The sequence below is a fragment of the Frankia sp. CcI49 genome, assembly GCF_001983215.1.
Lineage (GTDB): Bacteria > Actinomycetota > Actinomycetes > Frankiales > Frankiaceae > Parafrankia > Parafrankia irregularis.
Genome location: NZ_MOWP01000012.1, coordinates 54,845 through 69,695, shown reverse-complemented (window position 1 = coordinate 69,695; position 14,851 = coordinate 54,845). Strand labels below are relative to the sequence as shown.

Annotated in this window: 12 protein-coding genes and 3 pseudogenes; 8 read left to right on the top strand and 7 right to left on the bottom strand. The window is 64.9% G+C overall.

What is annotated here, in order from left to right; all coding sequences use genetic code 11:
- Positions 1-40 precede the first annotated feature (40 nt).
- The 3 genes and pseudogenes from CcI49_RS11680 to CcI49_RS11670 form a co-directional block, all read left to right on the top strand.
- Positions 41-439, top strand: a pseudogene (locus CcI49_RS11680) (transposase); the annotation flags it as partial.
- 290 nt (positions 440-729) lie between these two features.
- Positions 730-894, top strand: a pseudogene (locus CcI49_RS43230) (IS30 family transposase); the annotation flags it as partial.
- A gap of 336 nt (positions 895-1,230) precedes the next feature.
- Positions 1,231-1,788, top strand: a complete 558-nt coding sequence (locus CcI49_RS11670; RefSeq protein WP_241840014.1) for a helix-turn-helix domain-containing protein — start codon at positions 1,231-1,233, stop codon at positions 1,786-1,788.
- A 291-nt stretch (positions 1,789-2,079) separates the two neighbouring features.
- Here CcI49_RS11670 and CcI49_RS11665 read toward each other — a convergent pair whose 3' ends face one another.
- The 3 genes and pseudogenes from CcI49_RS11665 to CcI49_RS11655 form a co-directional block, all read right to left on the bottom strand.
- Entirely contained in the window at positions 2,080-3,270 is a 1,191-nt protein-coding gene (locus CcI49_RS11665) for an amidohydrolase family protein (protein WP_083749449.1), read from the bottom strand.
- Between the two features lie 260 nt (positions 3,271-3,530).
- Positions 3,531-4,159 (bottom strand): annotated as a pseudogene (locus tag CcI49_RS11660) (IS6 family transposase).
- A 70-nt stretch (positions 4,160-4,229) separates the two neighbouring features.
- Complete coding sequence (locus CcI49_RS11655; RefSeq protein ID WP_076826378.1) at positions 4,230-5,447, bottom strand: amidohydrolase family protein; 1,218 nt, start codon at positions 5,445-5,447, stop codon at positions 4,230-4,232.
- Positions 5,448-5,861: 414 nt separating this feature from the next.
- On the opposite strand from CcI49_RS11655, the gene CcI49_RS11650 reads away from it, so the two are divergent.
- The 3 genes from CcI49_RS11650 (at position 5,862) to CcI49_RS11640 (ending at position 10,182) form a co-directional block, all read left to right on the top strand.
- Positions 5,862-6,506 carry a TetR/AcrR family transcriptional regulator gene (locus CcI49_RS11650; RefSeq protein WP_076826376.1) on the top strand — a complete coding sequence of 215 codons (645 nt, stop codon included), beginning with the start codon at positions 5,862-5,864 and terminating at the stop codon, positions 6,504-6,506.
- Between the two features lie 545 nt (positions 6,507-7,051).
- On the top strand, positions 7,052-8,536 hold the full coding sequence (locus CcI49_RS11645) for an aldehyde dehydrogenase (protein ID WP_076826374.1): 1,485 nt from the start codon (positions 7,052-7,054) through the stop codon (positions 8,534-8,536).
- A 404-nt stretch (positions 8,537-8,940) separates the two neighbouring features.
- Complete coding sequence (locus CcI49_RS11640) at positions 8,941-10,182, top strand: ABC transporter substrate-binding protein (RefSeq protein ID WP_083749448.1); 1,242 nt, start codon at positions 8,941-8,943, stop codon at positions 10,180-10,182.
- 124 nt (positions 10,183-10,306) lie between these two features.
- Here the strand turns inward: CcI49_RS11640 and CcI49_RS42040 are convergent, their stop codons facing one another.
- Positions 10,307-10,453 (bottom strand): hypothetical protein, encoded by a 147-nt coding sequence (locus CcI49_RS42040; protein ID WP_158230757.1) that lies wholly within the window; start codon positions 10,451-10,453, stop codon positions 10,307-10,309.
- A 158-nt stretch (positions 10,454-10,611) separates the two neighbouring features.
- Between CcI49_RS42040 and CcI49_RS11635 the strand changes: the two genes are divergently transcribed.
- Both CcI49_RS11635 and CcI49_RS11630 read left to right on the top strand, forming a co-directional pair.
- Entirely contained in the window at positions 10,612-11,361 is a 750-nt protein-coding gene (locus tag CcI49_RS11635) for an SDR family NAD(P)-dependent oxidoreductase (protein ID WP_076826369.1), read from the top strand.
- A 430-nt stretch (positions 11,362-11,791) separates the two neighbouring features.
- A complete protein-coding gene (locus CcI49_RS11630; protein WP_158230756.1) occupies positions 11,792-12,460 on the top strand; it encodes a TetR/AcrR family transcriptional regulator in 669 nt (222 codons plus the stop codon).
- Positions 12,461-12,470: 10 nt separating this feature from the next.
- Here CcI49_RS11630 and CcI49_RS11625 read toward each other — a convergent pair whose 3' ends face one another.
- From CcI49_RS11625 to CcI49_RS11615, 3 genes are read right to left on the bottom strand one after another with little or no spacing between them, the layout of a single operon-like run.
- On the bottom strand, positions 12,471-13,574 hold the full coding sequence (locus tag CcI49_RS11625) for a CaiB/BaiF CoA-transferase family protein (RefSeq protein ID WP_277872713.1): 1,104 nt from the start codon (positions 13,572-13,574) through the stop codon (positions 12,471-12,473).
- On the bottom strand, positions 13,571-14,368 hold the full coding sequence (locus CcI49_RS11620; protein WP_076826365.1) for an enoyl-CoA hydratase/isomerase family protein: 798 nt from the start codon (positions 14,366-14,368) through the stop codon (positions 13,571-13,573). Before CcI49_RS11620 ends, CcI49_RS11625 begins: the two co-directional genes overlap by 4 nt.
- Before the next feature lie 2 nt (positions 14,369-14,370).
- Positions 14,371-14,844 carry an OB-fold domain-containing protein gene (locus CcI49_RS11615; protein ID WP_076826363.1) on the bottom strand — a complete coding sequence of 158 codons (474 nt, stop codon included), beginning with the start codon at positions 14,842-14,844 and terminating at the stop codon, positions 14,371-14,373.
- Positions 14,845-14,851 lie beyond the last annotated feature (7 nt).

Sequence of the window (14,851 nt, the reverse complement as noted above, 5' to 3'; positions counted from 1 at the left end):
TCTCCCTGACATGCGCAAGGGGGGACCTCATTCGATTACGGACCTCAAGCCGGTCTACACGGCACCGACCGTGGCCGCAGCCGAGGCGCGGTTCGCTGATTTCACCGAGACCTGGGGCGGCCGCTACCGGGACGTCATCCGCCTGTGGCGCAACGCCTGGGAGGCGTTCATTCGCTTTCTGGACTACGACGTCGAGATCCGGAAGGTGATCTGTACGACGAACGCGATCGAGTCGCTGAACGCCCGCTACCGGCGAGCTGTCCGTGCCCGCGGTCACTCTCCCAGCGAGGAAGCCGCGTTGAAGTGCCTGTACCTGGTCACCCGGGCCCTGGATCCCACCGGCCGTGGCCGGGCCCGCTGGATGATCAGATGGAAGCCCGCGCTGAACGCTCTCGCGATTGCCTTCGAGGGCCGTCTCACCCCGACCACCACCAACTAACCCATCACTAACCGCCACGACCGGACCCACCGGTAGTCGGACACTCTCCGACACGGCTGGCGCCGAGCCGGCGCCGACAGGCTGGGCCGTGCGTGTCGAACCGGACGACTGGCGGTCTGTCCTGGAAACGGGGGTCGGCTTTGCCATCTTCGTGGTGCCGGCCGGCCAGCCGCAGCACCCGCACCAGCGCCACGAACAGCTCTCCGTCCTGCACGCCTGGCCCGCCCTCGCCCCCGACCCATCAGCGCCTGATCGCCCGCCTCGTTGGCAGCAGTCACGGCCACGRCCACCCCAAGGGCACCGACCTGTCCGTCCACACCGCGGCAGATCCGGCGGCTGTTGCTGCCGAGATCAACGCCCGGCCCCGCAAGATTCTCGGTTGGACCACTCCGGCGAGTCAGCTCGATAAGCTCGTCGCAACACTCGGTCTCCCGGATGTTGCAACCATCGGCTGAATCCGCAATCGGACAACGGACTCCGACGATGCACCAGAGCCCCTCGGAAAAATGGCCAGTCAGCCCATCTCACATCTCTAGCTCGAGATTCCGAAGGAACTCTCACCTCTATGTGTGCTCGGCCACCACGAAATTGCACCGAGCGGCCATACCAGTACATCTAACGCCGCTGAGCCGCGGTGTAATCGAGCGAGATCGACAGCCCGGACAGATGCGACGCGGAAGCCTAATCGAGCCGAACTTGGTGTTTGGCAACAAGGACGCTACAATCGCTACATGCCCAAACTACCCGCCCCTCTCCCTGGCGAGAGGGGATCTCGCGAGAAGATCCTCGACGTGGCACTGGACCTATTCGTTATACTAGGCTACGAAAAAACGTCGCTACGCCAGATAGCTGAACAAATGAATTTCACGAAAGCGGCTCTGTATTACCATTTCTCCTCCAAGGAGGAGATTCTACTGGCACTACACCTGCGCCTGCACGCACTATTGCGCGACAGGCTGGGGGGTTTCAGTCCGGACATCGTTAGACGAAAAGAAATTTCCGTCCTGGCGAAATCCGTCATCGACCTTGTTTCTGGTAATCGCGCACTGTTCCGCCTTCACCTGCATGATCGAGTCGCACTCGAGGTGTTGCATAAAACCSCGAGCAATCCGCATGGCGACAACGGTGAGGGCGTCGAGTCCCGCTTGCTTCAGGCTTTCAATGACCCGAATATGCTACTTTCGCATCGCGTCCGGCTAGCTTGCGTTGTGAGCCTCCTTACTGTGGTACCTATCCAGCTTTCCACTCTCTTCCCCTCCGATGCCGAGAAAGATCTTAGTCAGGAGCTGAGTGGTCTGGTATGTGATATCTTGAGCTCATTGGGTAAGGTGACAGAGGTTTGGATCTGACTGCGCTCTGAAATATTTTGCCAAAGCCCGTGCCGCTGGCATGCCCGGCTTCCCCGTAACGCCATAGCGCCCCGGCCGCCGCTCTCGCCTTCGTTCACACGAACACCATCGACTAGGCCCCGCCCAGCCGGCACCGCCATCGTCACGGTCTACCTCTCCTTACCCGCCCAGGCCAAAAGATGATACCGACTGACTCATCTCATCTGATCTAGACGGATAGGGCGGTCGAGGTCGGCAGCGTCGTCTTGACCGACAGCTCACCGAGCGAGAGCGGCACCGGCAAGATTACGATCAGGGGCAGAGGAATTTCGGGTTGTCGACAAAGAACTTCTGGACGACCTCGTCGCCGAGGGGGGCGAGGCGCTCGTAGAAGTTGTCGAGCGAACGGACCAGGCCCTCCGGGTGCGGGTAGTCACTGGAGTAGCAGAACGTGTCCTGGATGTTCGGGTACCGCTGGAAGAACTTCTCTACCGGCTCGTGAGCGAGTGCGGAGACCCGGACGTTGCTGTTGATGTAGTCCGAGGGCTTGCGCGGCAGGGTGTAGGGGATCGGACGGGTCAGATGCGGGTGCCACACGTCGAGCCGCTCGGCGAGCGGGCCGAGCCAGCCCGAACCGGTCTCGATCAGCCCGAGGCGCAGATTCGGGTGGCGCTCGAAGACGCCGCCGACGACGAGTGTGGCGACGAAATTCTCTTCGGCGTGGTGGTGGCTACCGAGTATGGACACGTCGTGCAGTTCGCCGGGGATCCTGCCCCAATCGTCGAACGCCCTGTAGCCGACGCCGGCGACGGCGTGGATCGCCAGCGGCACGTTCGCCTCGGCGAGGGCCGCGTAGAACGGGTCCATCCTGGGGTGTGCTGGTGAGAGACCGCCGGTGGGCAGACCCGTGCAGATCAGCACCGCCTTCATCCCCATCGCGATCTGGCGCTGAGTCTCCTCGAGAAGCAGTTCCGGTGTGTAGCCGGAACGCCCCGACGGAATGATCCCGACGATCCGCAGCCGGTTGGGGAACTGCCTCGTGTAGGTCGCCGCCCACTCGTTGTAGGCATCGACGGCGCGCAGGGCGGTCTCTTGCTCCTCGGGTGTCGCGCGAGGGAAGCCGGCAAGTCCGCCGCCCAAAGCTGCCATGAAGGCGAAGAGCCCCATCGTCGGGAAAATCAGCTGCGTCCGGATTCCCTGCAGGTCCATCACCGTCGGCCGACGCGTCATATCCGCCGCACCGGGGGCACCGAACCCCTTGAACTCCCACACCACCTCATCGGTGATCTCCATGGTGTCGGCGGGGCTTCCGCCGTACATCTTCTCGAAAATTTCAAGACCCTGCTCGGCCGTCGGTGCCATCTTCTGGTAAAAGCCCTGGTACATCTGCCGAAGCAGCTCCCCCGGCTTACCGAAGACACTTCCCCACTGGGGGAGCGGAACTTGCTCATGGGAGTCCGTATCGATGATCTCGCCGTGTAGAGATTCGAGAGTCACGGTCATGACTTCTCCTCCTTTGGAAAATGCTGAAACACCGATGCAACCAACGCCCGATTGGTCAGACGCTCTGAGGGTAGCGCGCGATTCGCGGCCGCGTTCGCAGTCCGTCCCGGTTATCGGGACGATTCTAAGATTTGTCCGCTACAGATCTTGAAATGGTCACGGTCTGGCTCGATCCGCATCCACGCGGCGTCGGCGATCTCGCGCCGGCGCTGTTGTGTTGCGGGGAAGCTGGGCATGCGAGCGGCCCGGGCTTCTGCCGGTCAGACGGCGAGTTCGGTGAACGCGGCGGTGAGCCGAAGCTGCGGGTGGGTGTCGATTGGCGAGTTCGTAGTGGCTGCGGCGGACGTTCTGCACGAGGGCGTGTCCGGCGCTGATGGTTTGGACGGACCGCAGGCGTTTCAGCCGGCGCATCGGCCGAAGCCGTGCTTTCAACCGGCCATGATCGGATTCGATCCAGTTGTTCTCCCGAGCGGCGTCGACATGGCAGGCCTCGGGCAGCAGCTCGTCGAGGACCCGCGGGAAGACCGGCGCCTTGTCGGTCGTGACCTCGACCGGCCGGCGCCCCTGCATCAGCGCTCGAACGAAGCAGCGTCGGGCGGCGGCCTGGTCGCGTCGTTCGCTGGCGAGGACGTCGATGACCTGGCCGTGCTGGTCGACGGCCCGGTACAGGTAGGTCGAGCGGCCGGCGACCTTGACGTAGGTTTCATCGACGAACCATCTGTCCCCGGGCCGGTGTCGGCACGGCCGGGCCGCGTCGACCAGCAGGGTGTGAAGCGCTGCACCCACCGGTAGATCGTGACGTGATCGACGTGAGGAGCGCGTTCGGCGAGGAGCTCCTCGACGTCCCGGTACGACAGCGCGAACCGCAGATACCACACCGCATTGCCATGACGATCACCTCGGGTGGAAATCGGAATCCTGCGAATTTCGACGGCGGAACCGGTGAACAGCCACGACTCCTAGGGAACGAGGAGCTGACCGTTGGTGATGAAGAACTTCTCGAGGAACCGGTCGCTCACCTTCGGAGCGAGCTGCTCGTAGAAGCGCTTCATCGACCACTTGTTCCCCTCGGGGTGCGGGAAGTCCGTGGAGAAGCAGAACACGTCCTCCAGATGCGGGTAGCGCTCGAGGTGCTGTGCCACGGGTTCGAAGACGAACGGCGTAACCCGCACCTGCCGGGCGATGTACTCCGAGGGCTTGAGGGTGAGGGCCTTCGAGCCCGCCCACACCATGTTCCGGGCCGGGTCGGTGAACAGGTCCAGTCGCTCCGCCAGCGGCCCGATCCAGTACCCGCCGAGCTCGATGGCGCCGATGCGCAGGGTCGGGTGTCGCTCCAGCACACCGCCGATCACCAGTGTGGAGATGAAGTATTCCTCGGGCAGGTGCACCGTCGAGATCGACAGCGGCTCGGCGACGCACTCGGCGTCCTCGTTGAACTTGTTCATGAACTGCGGGGCTCGGGCCCACACCTCGCTCGCCAGGAAGCCGGTACCCGAACCGGCGTGCAGGGTGAGGGGGATGTCAGCTTCGGCGATCATCGCGTACCACGGGTCCAGCTCGACCGACGCCGGTGAGATCCCCAGCGGCGGCACGCCACTGGAGATGAAGAAGGCCCGCACGCCCAGATCGATCTGGCGCTTGGTCTCCGCGATCAGACCCTCGAGGGTCATCCCCGGCTTCGCGGTCGGCAGGATTCCCACCATTCGCATGCGGTCCGGGTTGTTCGAGGTGATGGCCGCGGCCCACTCGTTGTAGACCTCCACCCCCGCCCACCCGGCGGCCTTCTGCTCGTCGCTGGTCTGCGCGAACCGGTTCTGACCGCCACCGGCGGCGGCGGCGAACGCGGCGAAGCCGAACGCCGGGAAGATCAGAGCGCGCTGGATGCCCATCGCGTCCAGGACCTCGGGCCGGCGCCCGATGTCCACCGACGACGGTGCCAGCGTCCCCTTGGCCTCCCAGACCGACTCCTCGGTGATCTCCGTCTCGCCGTGATCAAGGGTGAACTTGCCGTCCCAGTCACCAGTGCGGACCTCGGCCACCTGGATCCACTCCGGAACCGCCTCGAGGAAGTGGCGCCCCGCCTCACCGAACACGTCGCCCCAACGCCCGAACGGCGTGTTCTCATGCGAGTCGAGATCGACCGCCCTGCCCTTGATGCTCTCCAACGACAACGTCATGTCCAGATCCCCTTCTCACGTTGACCACGCCACCCACGGACGTGCCCGGTTCAAACCGGTCCAACAGCTTGCTGGTGAGATGCCGATGCGACCGGTGGCATCACGGTCCGTTCCTTCGGAAGGCAATCGTTGGATTTTCGGCCGCTTTGTCACTATCGAGACTCCGCGCAATCCGGCCAAGACCGGAGCGACGGTTCCCGCTGCTGTCGAGTGACCTGGCGTGACCTGGCGCGACCCGCGAGCCGTCTCGGCGACTAGCTCCCTGCGGAGGTTGCATGGCTCCATGGAGGTCTATGTGTCGAGCATCACGGTACTAACGCAAGTCGAGTCGCGTCAAGCTTAAAGCGACTCGACTTGAGACAAGGGGGTGAGGGGTGTGAACGGTGCGGCGTCGGATCACTGGAGTGGGGCCCCATGCCAACCGCTACGCTGAACCTCGTGAGCGATGGGAGCGTCCGCAGGCGGGAGGGCGGCCGGTCGGCCCGGGTTCGTCGCGCGACCCTGGACGCGGCGATGGGCCTGCTCTTCGAGCTGGGGCCGGACGAGTTCACGGTCAGCAGAGTCGCGGAGCGGGCTGGCGTCAACGAGAGCTCGATCTACCGCCGCTGGGGGACCCGCGAAGGTCTGCTGTTTGGAGCCCTGTCCGACTACGCCGAGGAGTACCCGGTACCCGACACGGGATCGCTACGTGGCGACCTGATCGCCTTCGCCGAGGCCTTGGCCGGTTTCTTCAGTACCCCGCCTGGCGCCGCCCTCAGCCGCGCGCTCGCCGCGGCGAAGGAGAGCGCCGAACTGGGGCGGCAGCGGACGTACCATGCGCAGCTTCGCATGGACCAGTTGTTCGAGATGGTGGAGCGTGGTGTCTCTCGGGGCGAGATCGGCCCTTCGGTCGACCGGCGGCTCCTGCTCGATATGGTGATCGGCCCGTTGCACATGCGGACCGTGCTGACGCGTGAGCCCATCGATGACGACCTGCCCACAAGGCTTGTCGACGCCGTGCTCACTGGCCTCGCCGGCGCCGATCCGCAACATCCTGAGGCCCTGACGGCCGGCCGGTGATCGGCGGTCTCGCGGATACCACCCGGCGGGAGCGGTGGGTTAGCTTGACCGGGAGCGCGGGCCTGAACTCGAACCTCGCGGGCTGAGCCCCTGGCCCGAGGTCACGGGGGACTGGCCTCGTCCAACCCGGTCCGCTCGGTTCATCACGCGACGGCAATATGGCGCCGGCTGGCAATCCGCGTCAAATGACACTTAAGGTGACCGAAAGACCACTCCTGCGATTCGTGGTCGCTCCGAGGTTGCGACCGGGCCCACCTTGACGCGAGCCGACTTGCGTTAGTAGCCTGACGCCGTCCTCGTACGAGGCATGAACCCATCGGGGTGACGCGACTGCGTCAGGTGGACTCGGAAACGATGTCCTCCTGGCCGTGGCAACCTGCGATGCACGTGCGGCGGGCGCTTGGAGGGCTTCGCGCGGCGAGCTTTTTGCGTGCCGACGAAAGCGAAGACGGCAGGCGTCCTCATACAGCCTGTCCTGAGGACCTGCCTGGTCCCTGGGCACATCCAAATCGGCTTGTCGGTAGCTCCGAAGCGGGAGACTCGGGATGGCCATGACCGGTGAAGCTCTGTGGGTATTACGGCACGCAGATCACCTATATATCGCGGGAAAGTGGGTTGCCTCCTCGGGCGCCAGTCGGATCGACGTCACCGACTCGACGAGCGAGGAGGTGTTCGTCTCCGTGGCGGAGGCGCAGAAGGCCGACATCGCCCGTGCGGTAGGGGCTGCGCGCACGGCGTTCGATGATGCTCCGTGGCCTCGGCTTCCGCATGTGAGGCGCGCCGACTATCTGCGCGACATGGCCGACGCCATTCGCCGCCATGCCGATGACTATGCGCTGGTCTGGCCGCGCGAGGCCGGTGTTCTGCAAAGTCACGCCAAACAGTTCACTTTCGCGGCGGCGAGCATTTTCGATCAGTATGCTGCCTTCGCTGAGACCTTCCCGTTCGAGGAACGGCTGTCTCCGCAGATGGGTGGCTTTGGCCTGCAGGTGCAGGAGCCGGTCGGAGTCGTAGGCGCCATCATTCCTTGGAACGCCCCGCTTCTCACCGCGGCCTGGAAGCTCGCGGCGGGCTTGCTGGCTGGCTGTACTGTTGTCTTGAAGTCGTCGCCGGAGGCCCCTGGCGCGGGGTACCTCCTGGCGGAGATCGCAGACGAGATCAGTCTTCCCGATGGCGTGCTCAACGTCGTGACGGCGGACCGGGAGGTCTCCGAGCTGCTGGTGACTGATCCTCGCGTCGACAAGATCGCTTTTACCGGATCCACCGCGGCTGGCCGCCGTATCGCCTCGCTGATCGGCGGGCGACTCGGGCGTTACACACTCGAACTCGGCGGAAAATCGGCGGCTGTCGTGCTCGACGACGCAGACATCGCCGCCGCCGCGCAGGTCCTCGCGGGGGCCGAGTGTATGATCAGCGGTCAGGTCTGCTCGTCTCTTACTCGGATCATCGTGGACCGGCGCCGGCACGACGAGCTCCTGGAGGCCGTCGCCGCGGTGTTCCACCAGGTCACAGTCGGGGACCCGTTCGACTCGGCGACGCAGATGGGGCCGCTGGTGACCGAGCGCCAGCGGGCGCGAGTCGAAGGCTACATCGCGATGGGGAAGGCGCAGGGGGCGACCCTGGCGGCCGGTGGCGGCCGTCCGCCGGGTCTGGACCGCGGGTACTTCGTGGAGCCGACCGTTTTCGGCAATGTCGAGAACAGTTCCACCATCGCGCAGGAGGAGATTTTCGGGCCTGTCCTCTCTGTCATCCCCGCCGAGAACGACGAGCACGCGATCCGGCTTGCCAACGATTCAGCCTATGGGTTGAACGGGTCGGTGTTCACCGCTGACCTGGGACGCGCGAGGGCGGTCGCGGGCGAGATCCGAACCGGGTTGCTCGGCCACAACACGTGGCGTGCTGACTTCGACGTGCCGTTCGGTGGCTTCAAGCAGTCAGGCGTTGGCCGTGAGGGCGGAGTCGAGGGTCTCCGACCTTATTTGGAAACCAAGACCATCATCCTCGAAGGTCCACCAGAAGACTATTCCTGAACTCGGGAACCGGCGCGGTCGGATGCGTGATCTGCGCCATCTGACACCAGGGATCGCCGCATTTTGTGCGGCAGTGCTGTTGCGCGCCGCTGCCGAGTCCTACGAGGGGTGAATGACCGTCTGGGTGGCGCCTTGATCCGCGCCAGCGACCCCGTGAGTCCTTGTGGTCCCCGATCGGCCGACCATTGGCGAGTGACTTCTCCGGTGGGGTTCGCCGCGGTCTATTACTCCCCGAGAGCGCTTCACGTGCTCAATTCTTGTTAGTCAACCAGCGATCTTCCTGCCGGCGTAGGTAGCTAACCTTGTCGACACCCAAAGCGGGTGGCCGACGGGATAGCCTGCAGTATGGTCGATCTGGAGAAAATACCTTCCGTGCGTTTGTCTTAGGAGGACACGAACCGCTGATGAGGTCCTTATCCAGAAAGATTTGCAGCGGGCTGGCCATCGCGCTGGTTCCGGCGTTGATAGCTGCCTGTGGCGATGGTGGGTCCTCGGAGAGTCAAACGACTGTCGGCGGTGCTCCCGTCTCGATCGGTGTTATCGGCGCATACTCCGGATTCGCGGCGTCGACCTCCGGAGGCGGAGCAAAGGCGGCTTCCGCCTGGGCGGAGTCGGTCAACGCATCCGGCGGTCTCGCCGGCCGCCCGGTCAAACTGATCATCAAGGATGTCGGTAGCGCAGCGACCAGCGGTGGAATCATGGCCGCCAAGGAGCTGATCAACCAGGACCACGTTTTGGCGATCATTGATCAGGATGTTCAGGATTCAAAGTGGGTAAAGATAGCTGAAGAGGCGAAGGTTCCCGTGATCGCGGCGACCACGGGTCAGGGATCGCTGATCTCGGCTAATACGTTTCCGGTGATCCCCTCGACGATTGCGCTCGGCTACGGAATCTTCGCATCGGCGAAGCAGCTGGGATCGACCTTTGGCTTCATCTACGCCAGCGAGGTCGCCTCCGCGATCAACATGGACATGTACAAGGGATTCGCGAAGGCGGCCGGTGTATCGATGCCGGTGGTCATCGCCGTCTCCGCCGCATCGCCGGACTACACCGCGGTGTGCCAGCAGCTGATCGATGCGAAGGTCGACTCCTACGAGGTCGGAGGGGCCGCCGCGATGGTCGAGAAAGTTGCACAGCAGTGCCATCAGCAGGGTCTGAAGGCGCCACTAGTTCTTCCTGGAGCGGGCTTCGCCGAGCATTGGCTGACTGAGCCGGCCTTCAACAACGCCATGGTCGAAGACATCGTTCCCAGCGCCTCCAACGCGATCCTTCCGGCGCAGAAGGAATACCGGCAAGCCCTTGAGAAGTACGAGAGTGACTTTGTTGGGCAGCCTACCGACAACTCCTTTGCGGAGACCGGGTGGACCAGTGGTAAGATGATTGAGGTGGGCGTCGGGAAAATCGAAGGTGAGCTGACTCCCGCGAAGTTGCAGAGCGCGCTTCACACGGTCAAGGACGAGACGCTCGACGGTCTGGTTCATCCCACCACCTACAAGGCGGGGCAGATCACGACCAATCCCTGCTGGTTCAACTGGAAAATCGTGGACGGAAAGGCCGTCCCTGTCAACGACTCGAAGCCTGTGTGTGCACCCACCGAGGTAATTCAGCCTGTGATCGAAAAACTGCAGAAGGCCCTCGGCGGCTGACGTCAGCGTAGGCGCGCCGCATCCGCGTCGCCTGCATATGCGTCCTGCGGCCAGGATGTCACCTCAGACATCCTGGCCGCGGTCTTCTGCGCCTCGAGACCGCTGAGCCGACCATCGATGCCACCTACCTGTCGCTGGTGCCTGCGATCTGGAGACCGACGAGTGCCCGGTAGGCGGCGGCGTCATCGAAGCCGGTCAGTGTCCGTAGCTGGCCCTGTTGGATCGCGGCCATTACCAGCGCGGCGACGGCTCCGAGGAAGGCCAGGTCCACGGCGTGTCCTGGGCTGGCCGCGTCCCGAACGAGACCTTGGATGCGGGTGGCCGCGATAGCGATGTTCTGGTGTTCTGAGCCTTGCGGCCAGCTACAGCGCCCGTCGCCGACGACAACCCGGCGACGCAGTCACACGATCGTCACGAAATCGGAGAGCCATGCGGACCGACAATGTCTCGGCCATCGTCACCGGAGCCGCGTCCGGACTCGGCCATGCCACCGCCAGCGCGCTGGCCGGTCGCGGCGCCCGCGTCGTCGGGCTCGACCTGGACGTCTCCCAGGCGCCCGCGGTCGACGGGGTCACCTACGTCAAGACCGACGTCACCAACGAGGCCGAGGTCCGTCACGCCGTCGCGGTGGCCGCCGAGCAGGGGCCGCTGCGCGTCGTGGTCAACTGTGCCGGCATCGGCCCGTCGGCCCGCATCCTCGGCCGGGCCGGTGTCCACGATCTCGGCCTGTACGCCAAGGTCATCCAGGTCAACCTGATCGGCACCTTCACGGTGCTCGCGCTCGCCGCCGAGGCGATCGCCCAGACCGCGCCGCTGGAGCACGGCCAGCGCGGCGTCATCATCAACACCGCCTCCGTCGCCGCCTTCGAGGGCCAGATCGGGCAGGCCGCCTACTCGTCATCCAAGGGCGGAGTCGTCGGCCTCACCCTCCCCGCCGCCCGGGACCTGGCGCAGCACGGCATCCGGGTGAACACCATCGCCCCCGGCATCGTCGAGACCCCCATGCTCGCCACGGTCAGCGACGAGTTCCGTGCGGGCCTCGCCGCGGGGGTGCCGTTCCCGCACCGCCTCGCCAACCCCTCCGAGTACGCCGACCTCGCCCTGTTCCTGGTCGAGCACGACTACATCAACGGCGAGACCATCCGCATGGACGGCGCCCTGCGCATGGCCCCCCGCTGACCGGACACCGAAACTCATCGGGCGTCGAGCGCGCGCCGACCCGGCGTCGACGGCGAATGGGTGACGGGTGGGTCCAGCGCTTCACACCCGGCTGGTAGACACATGGCCGGTGGCCCATCGGACGCATGGCTCGGGGCCGCACCCACGGAACTCGCCCCTCCGTCTGATCATCGTAGACCGAGCACGCGAGGCACGTCGGATCATCCCGGGTGCACAGGTGGTGCCGTGCAGCGGATTGGGCGCCTCGGACCAACGTCGCACTCGCTCGCCGGATGATCCCGAGGCGCAGGTCAGGCCGTTGGGCACCGCCCGTCCCATGCCGAGGCCCCTCTCCGGACCATGTGGCACCCCGGTCAGCATGTCGGTCGTCGCCAGGCGAACAGCCGTACGCTCGCTCACGACCGTCGGCACATCGGATCGGGAGACCCTGGTGACCCAACCGGCACGGAGAGCGCGGCAGTCCACCCGAGAGCGGCAGGAGACGATCCTCGCGGCCGCCCTTGATCTTTTCGGGCGGCGCGGCTTCGACGCCGTAGGAATGCGTGACGTAGCGGATGCCTGTGAGCTCAGCGCGACGGGTATCTACCGACACTTCCCGAGCAAGGAGGCTCTGTTGGTGGGTCTCTTCGACAGGCTCAGCGACAAGATCGCGACAACAATGCGGGACGCATCACGCGAGGGAACACCCGGGCTTTCCTTGGCGCTGATGATTCGATTTCACGCCGCCCTGGTAGTTCGCGAGCCGACGATGGTTCCCATTTACCAGGGACAGCAGTCCGCGCTTCCGCCTGAGGAACGCGAGCGTTTCCGGCGACTTCTGYGTTCCTACCTGGCGATGTGGACCAACGCGCTCTTGGAGCTGAACCCCGCTCTCGCTCCTGGTGTCGCGCGGACCACCGTGGTCGCCGCCTTCGGGACGATGAACGGCATCGCCTACCACTCAAGCAGCCTCTCTCCTCGCGCGCTCGAGCGACTCGTCGCCGAGCTCGCCTGGCGCACCCTCGGACAACCACAGCTGGCGCCCGCCACCGATGCGCCTGATCCCGCTCGTGTGGGCCCGGTTCGGCCAGAGAAACTCAGGCCGAACCGGACCAGTTGACGTCAGATGGTCAGAGCCACTCCTGGAGTACCTCCTCCGTGTGTTCACCCGGGCGGGGCGCGCCGCGGGAGACGGAAGCGGGCGTCCGGCTGAACCGCGGCGCAGGCGCGGGCTGGATGAGTCCGTCGACGTTCTGGAACACATCTCTCGCCATGTTGTGCGCATGGGCTGGGGCGTCGCGCAGCGACAGCACCGGGGTGCAGCATGCGTCCACTCCCGCGAACGTCTGCATCCACGCGTCACGGGTCCTCGTCCCGAAGATCGCCGCGAACCGCTCGCGGAGCGCCGGCCACCGCGTTCGATCCCACTGAGGTGCCGCGGCCATGGAAATTTTCAGACCAGCCAGCAAAGCGGCGTAGAACTGGGGCTCGACGGCGCCGACGGCGAGCCACTGCGCGTCGGCTGTCCGATAGGTGTTGTAGAAATGCGCTCCCGAGTCGAGGATGTTGGTTCCGCGTTCGTCGGACCAGAGGCCCCGGCCAAAGAATTCGTACACGGACGTCATCAACAGCGCGGTGCCGTCGACCATCGCGGCGTCCACGATCTGGCCCTTCCCAGAGCGCGCGGCCTCGACGAGCGCAGAGACTACACCGAGGGCCAGCAACATAGCGCCGCCGCCGAAATCGGCGACGAGGTTGAGCGGAGGCACGGGGCCGCTGTCAGCTGTTCCCACGGCATGCAGCGCCCCGGTGAACCCGAGGTAGTTGATGTCGTGACCTGCGGACTGGGCGAGAGGGCCGGTCTGGCCGAATCCGGTCATTCGGGCGTAGACCAGCCTCGGATTACTTTCTGTGCAGACCTCGGGGCCGAGGCCCAGCTTCTCCATGACCCCGGGCCGGTACCCCTCCATGAGAGCGTCAGCCCGACAGATCAACTTCAGCGCGGTGGCTCTCCCCCCGGGAGTCTTGAGATCGGCGAACACCGACCTTCGACCGCGGCTGATGACCTCGGTGAGGTCGACAGAACCGTCGGGTGCCGGGCGTGCGGGACGGTCGATCCGCACGACGTCGGCCCCGAGGTCGCTGAGCAGAAGTCCGCAGAACGGCACTGGACCGATCCCGCCCATCTCGACGATCCTGAGCCCGCTCAACGGGCCCGAACGCACCGCGGTCACCGACGCGACCCGAAGACGGGCACGCGTTTCTCGGTGAAGGCCGCCAATCCCTCGCCTGGATCACCGGCAGCAAGGTGCGCTTCGGTCAGTGTCAGCTCCCGCCGGGCGGCCAGGTCCCAGGTAACCTCGCCGCCTTCATTGACCATTTGCTTCATTCTCGCGAGGCCGGACGGACTCCGCGTCGCCAGCGTGGCCACCAGCGCCGAGGTCACCGTGTCCAGCTCCTCAGCCGGCACGGCGCGGTTGACCAGGCCCAGCTGGTGGAGCTGCTCACCGGTGAAGGCCTCGCCGAGGAACAGCATCTCCTTCGCCCGGTAAGGCCCGAACGCCCGAGTCAGGGCATTCGCTCCGCCTATCGCCGGCAGGAGCCCGAACCTGGAGTGCCCGTCGGCGATCCTGGCCGTGGTTGCGGCAAGAATCAGATCACAGCAGAGCGCCAGCTCCAACCCACCGGCGACACAGTGACCATTAATCGCTGCGATCACAGGCTTTGATAGATCTCGAATCGAGCGGAGTACCTTGGTCAGCGGCTGTAGAAAGTACTCGACAATCGCCGCCGGGCTGTCCAGTGACTGAATGAACCTGAGGTCGGCGCCGGCGCAGAACGCATCCTCTGTGCCGGTCACCACGACGGACCGAGCCCGGCTGTCGCGCTGCGCCGTATCGATGGCTGTGCCGAGGTCCGAGATCAGGTCAGGGTCTAACGCATTGCGTCGCTCGGGTCTGGTGAGAATGATCCATGCACCGCCGTGCCGGATCTCGTACCGCAGCGTGCCGAATTGGCCGTCGGACATGCTCAACCGTCGATCAGCTCGAAGCTGAAGTCGGTGATACGTCCCTCGGGGCTGTCGACGAACTTGACCCTGACGCGCGTTCCTGGTGCCATGAGAAGCATCGCGGCGTCCAGATCGGAAAAATCAATTCCGTCGACATAGTTCGCGATCGCAGAGTCGACGCCGTCGAGTCGGACGAACGCGATGGCGACCGGCGGAGGTCGCTTCCCTTCGAAGCCGCGCACCACGATGGTCGAAGCCTCGATGGTGCCTTCGCTGCCGGCCTCCTTCCAATCGTCGCAGGGCTCGAAGGTACGTTCGCAGAACGCGCGTGGCGGCAGGTAGCTCATCTTTGATGCAGAGCAGTGAGAAGCGAGAATCCTGCCGTCCCGCAAGCCCTGGAAGAACTCCCCGGCGATCTCGCCGACCGCGTAGTCGTAAGTGAGGATAATCTCGTCATGCACTACCGGGTGGAGATCGCTCCTGTTTGTGTTCATCCGAGCT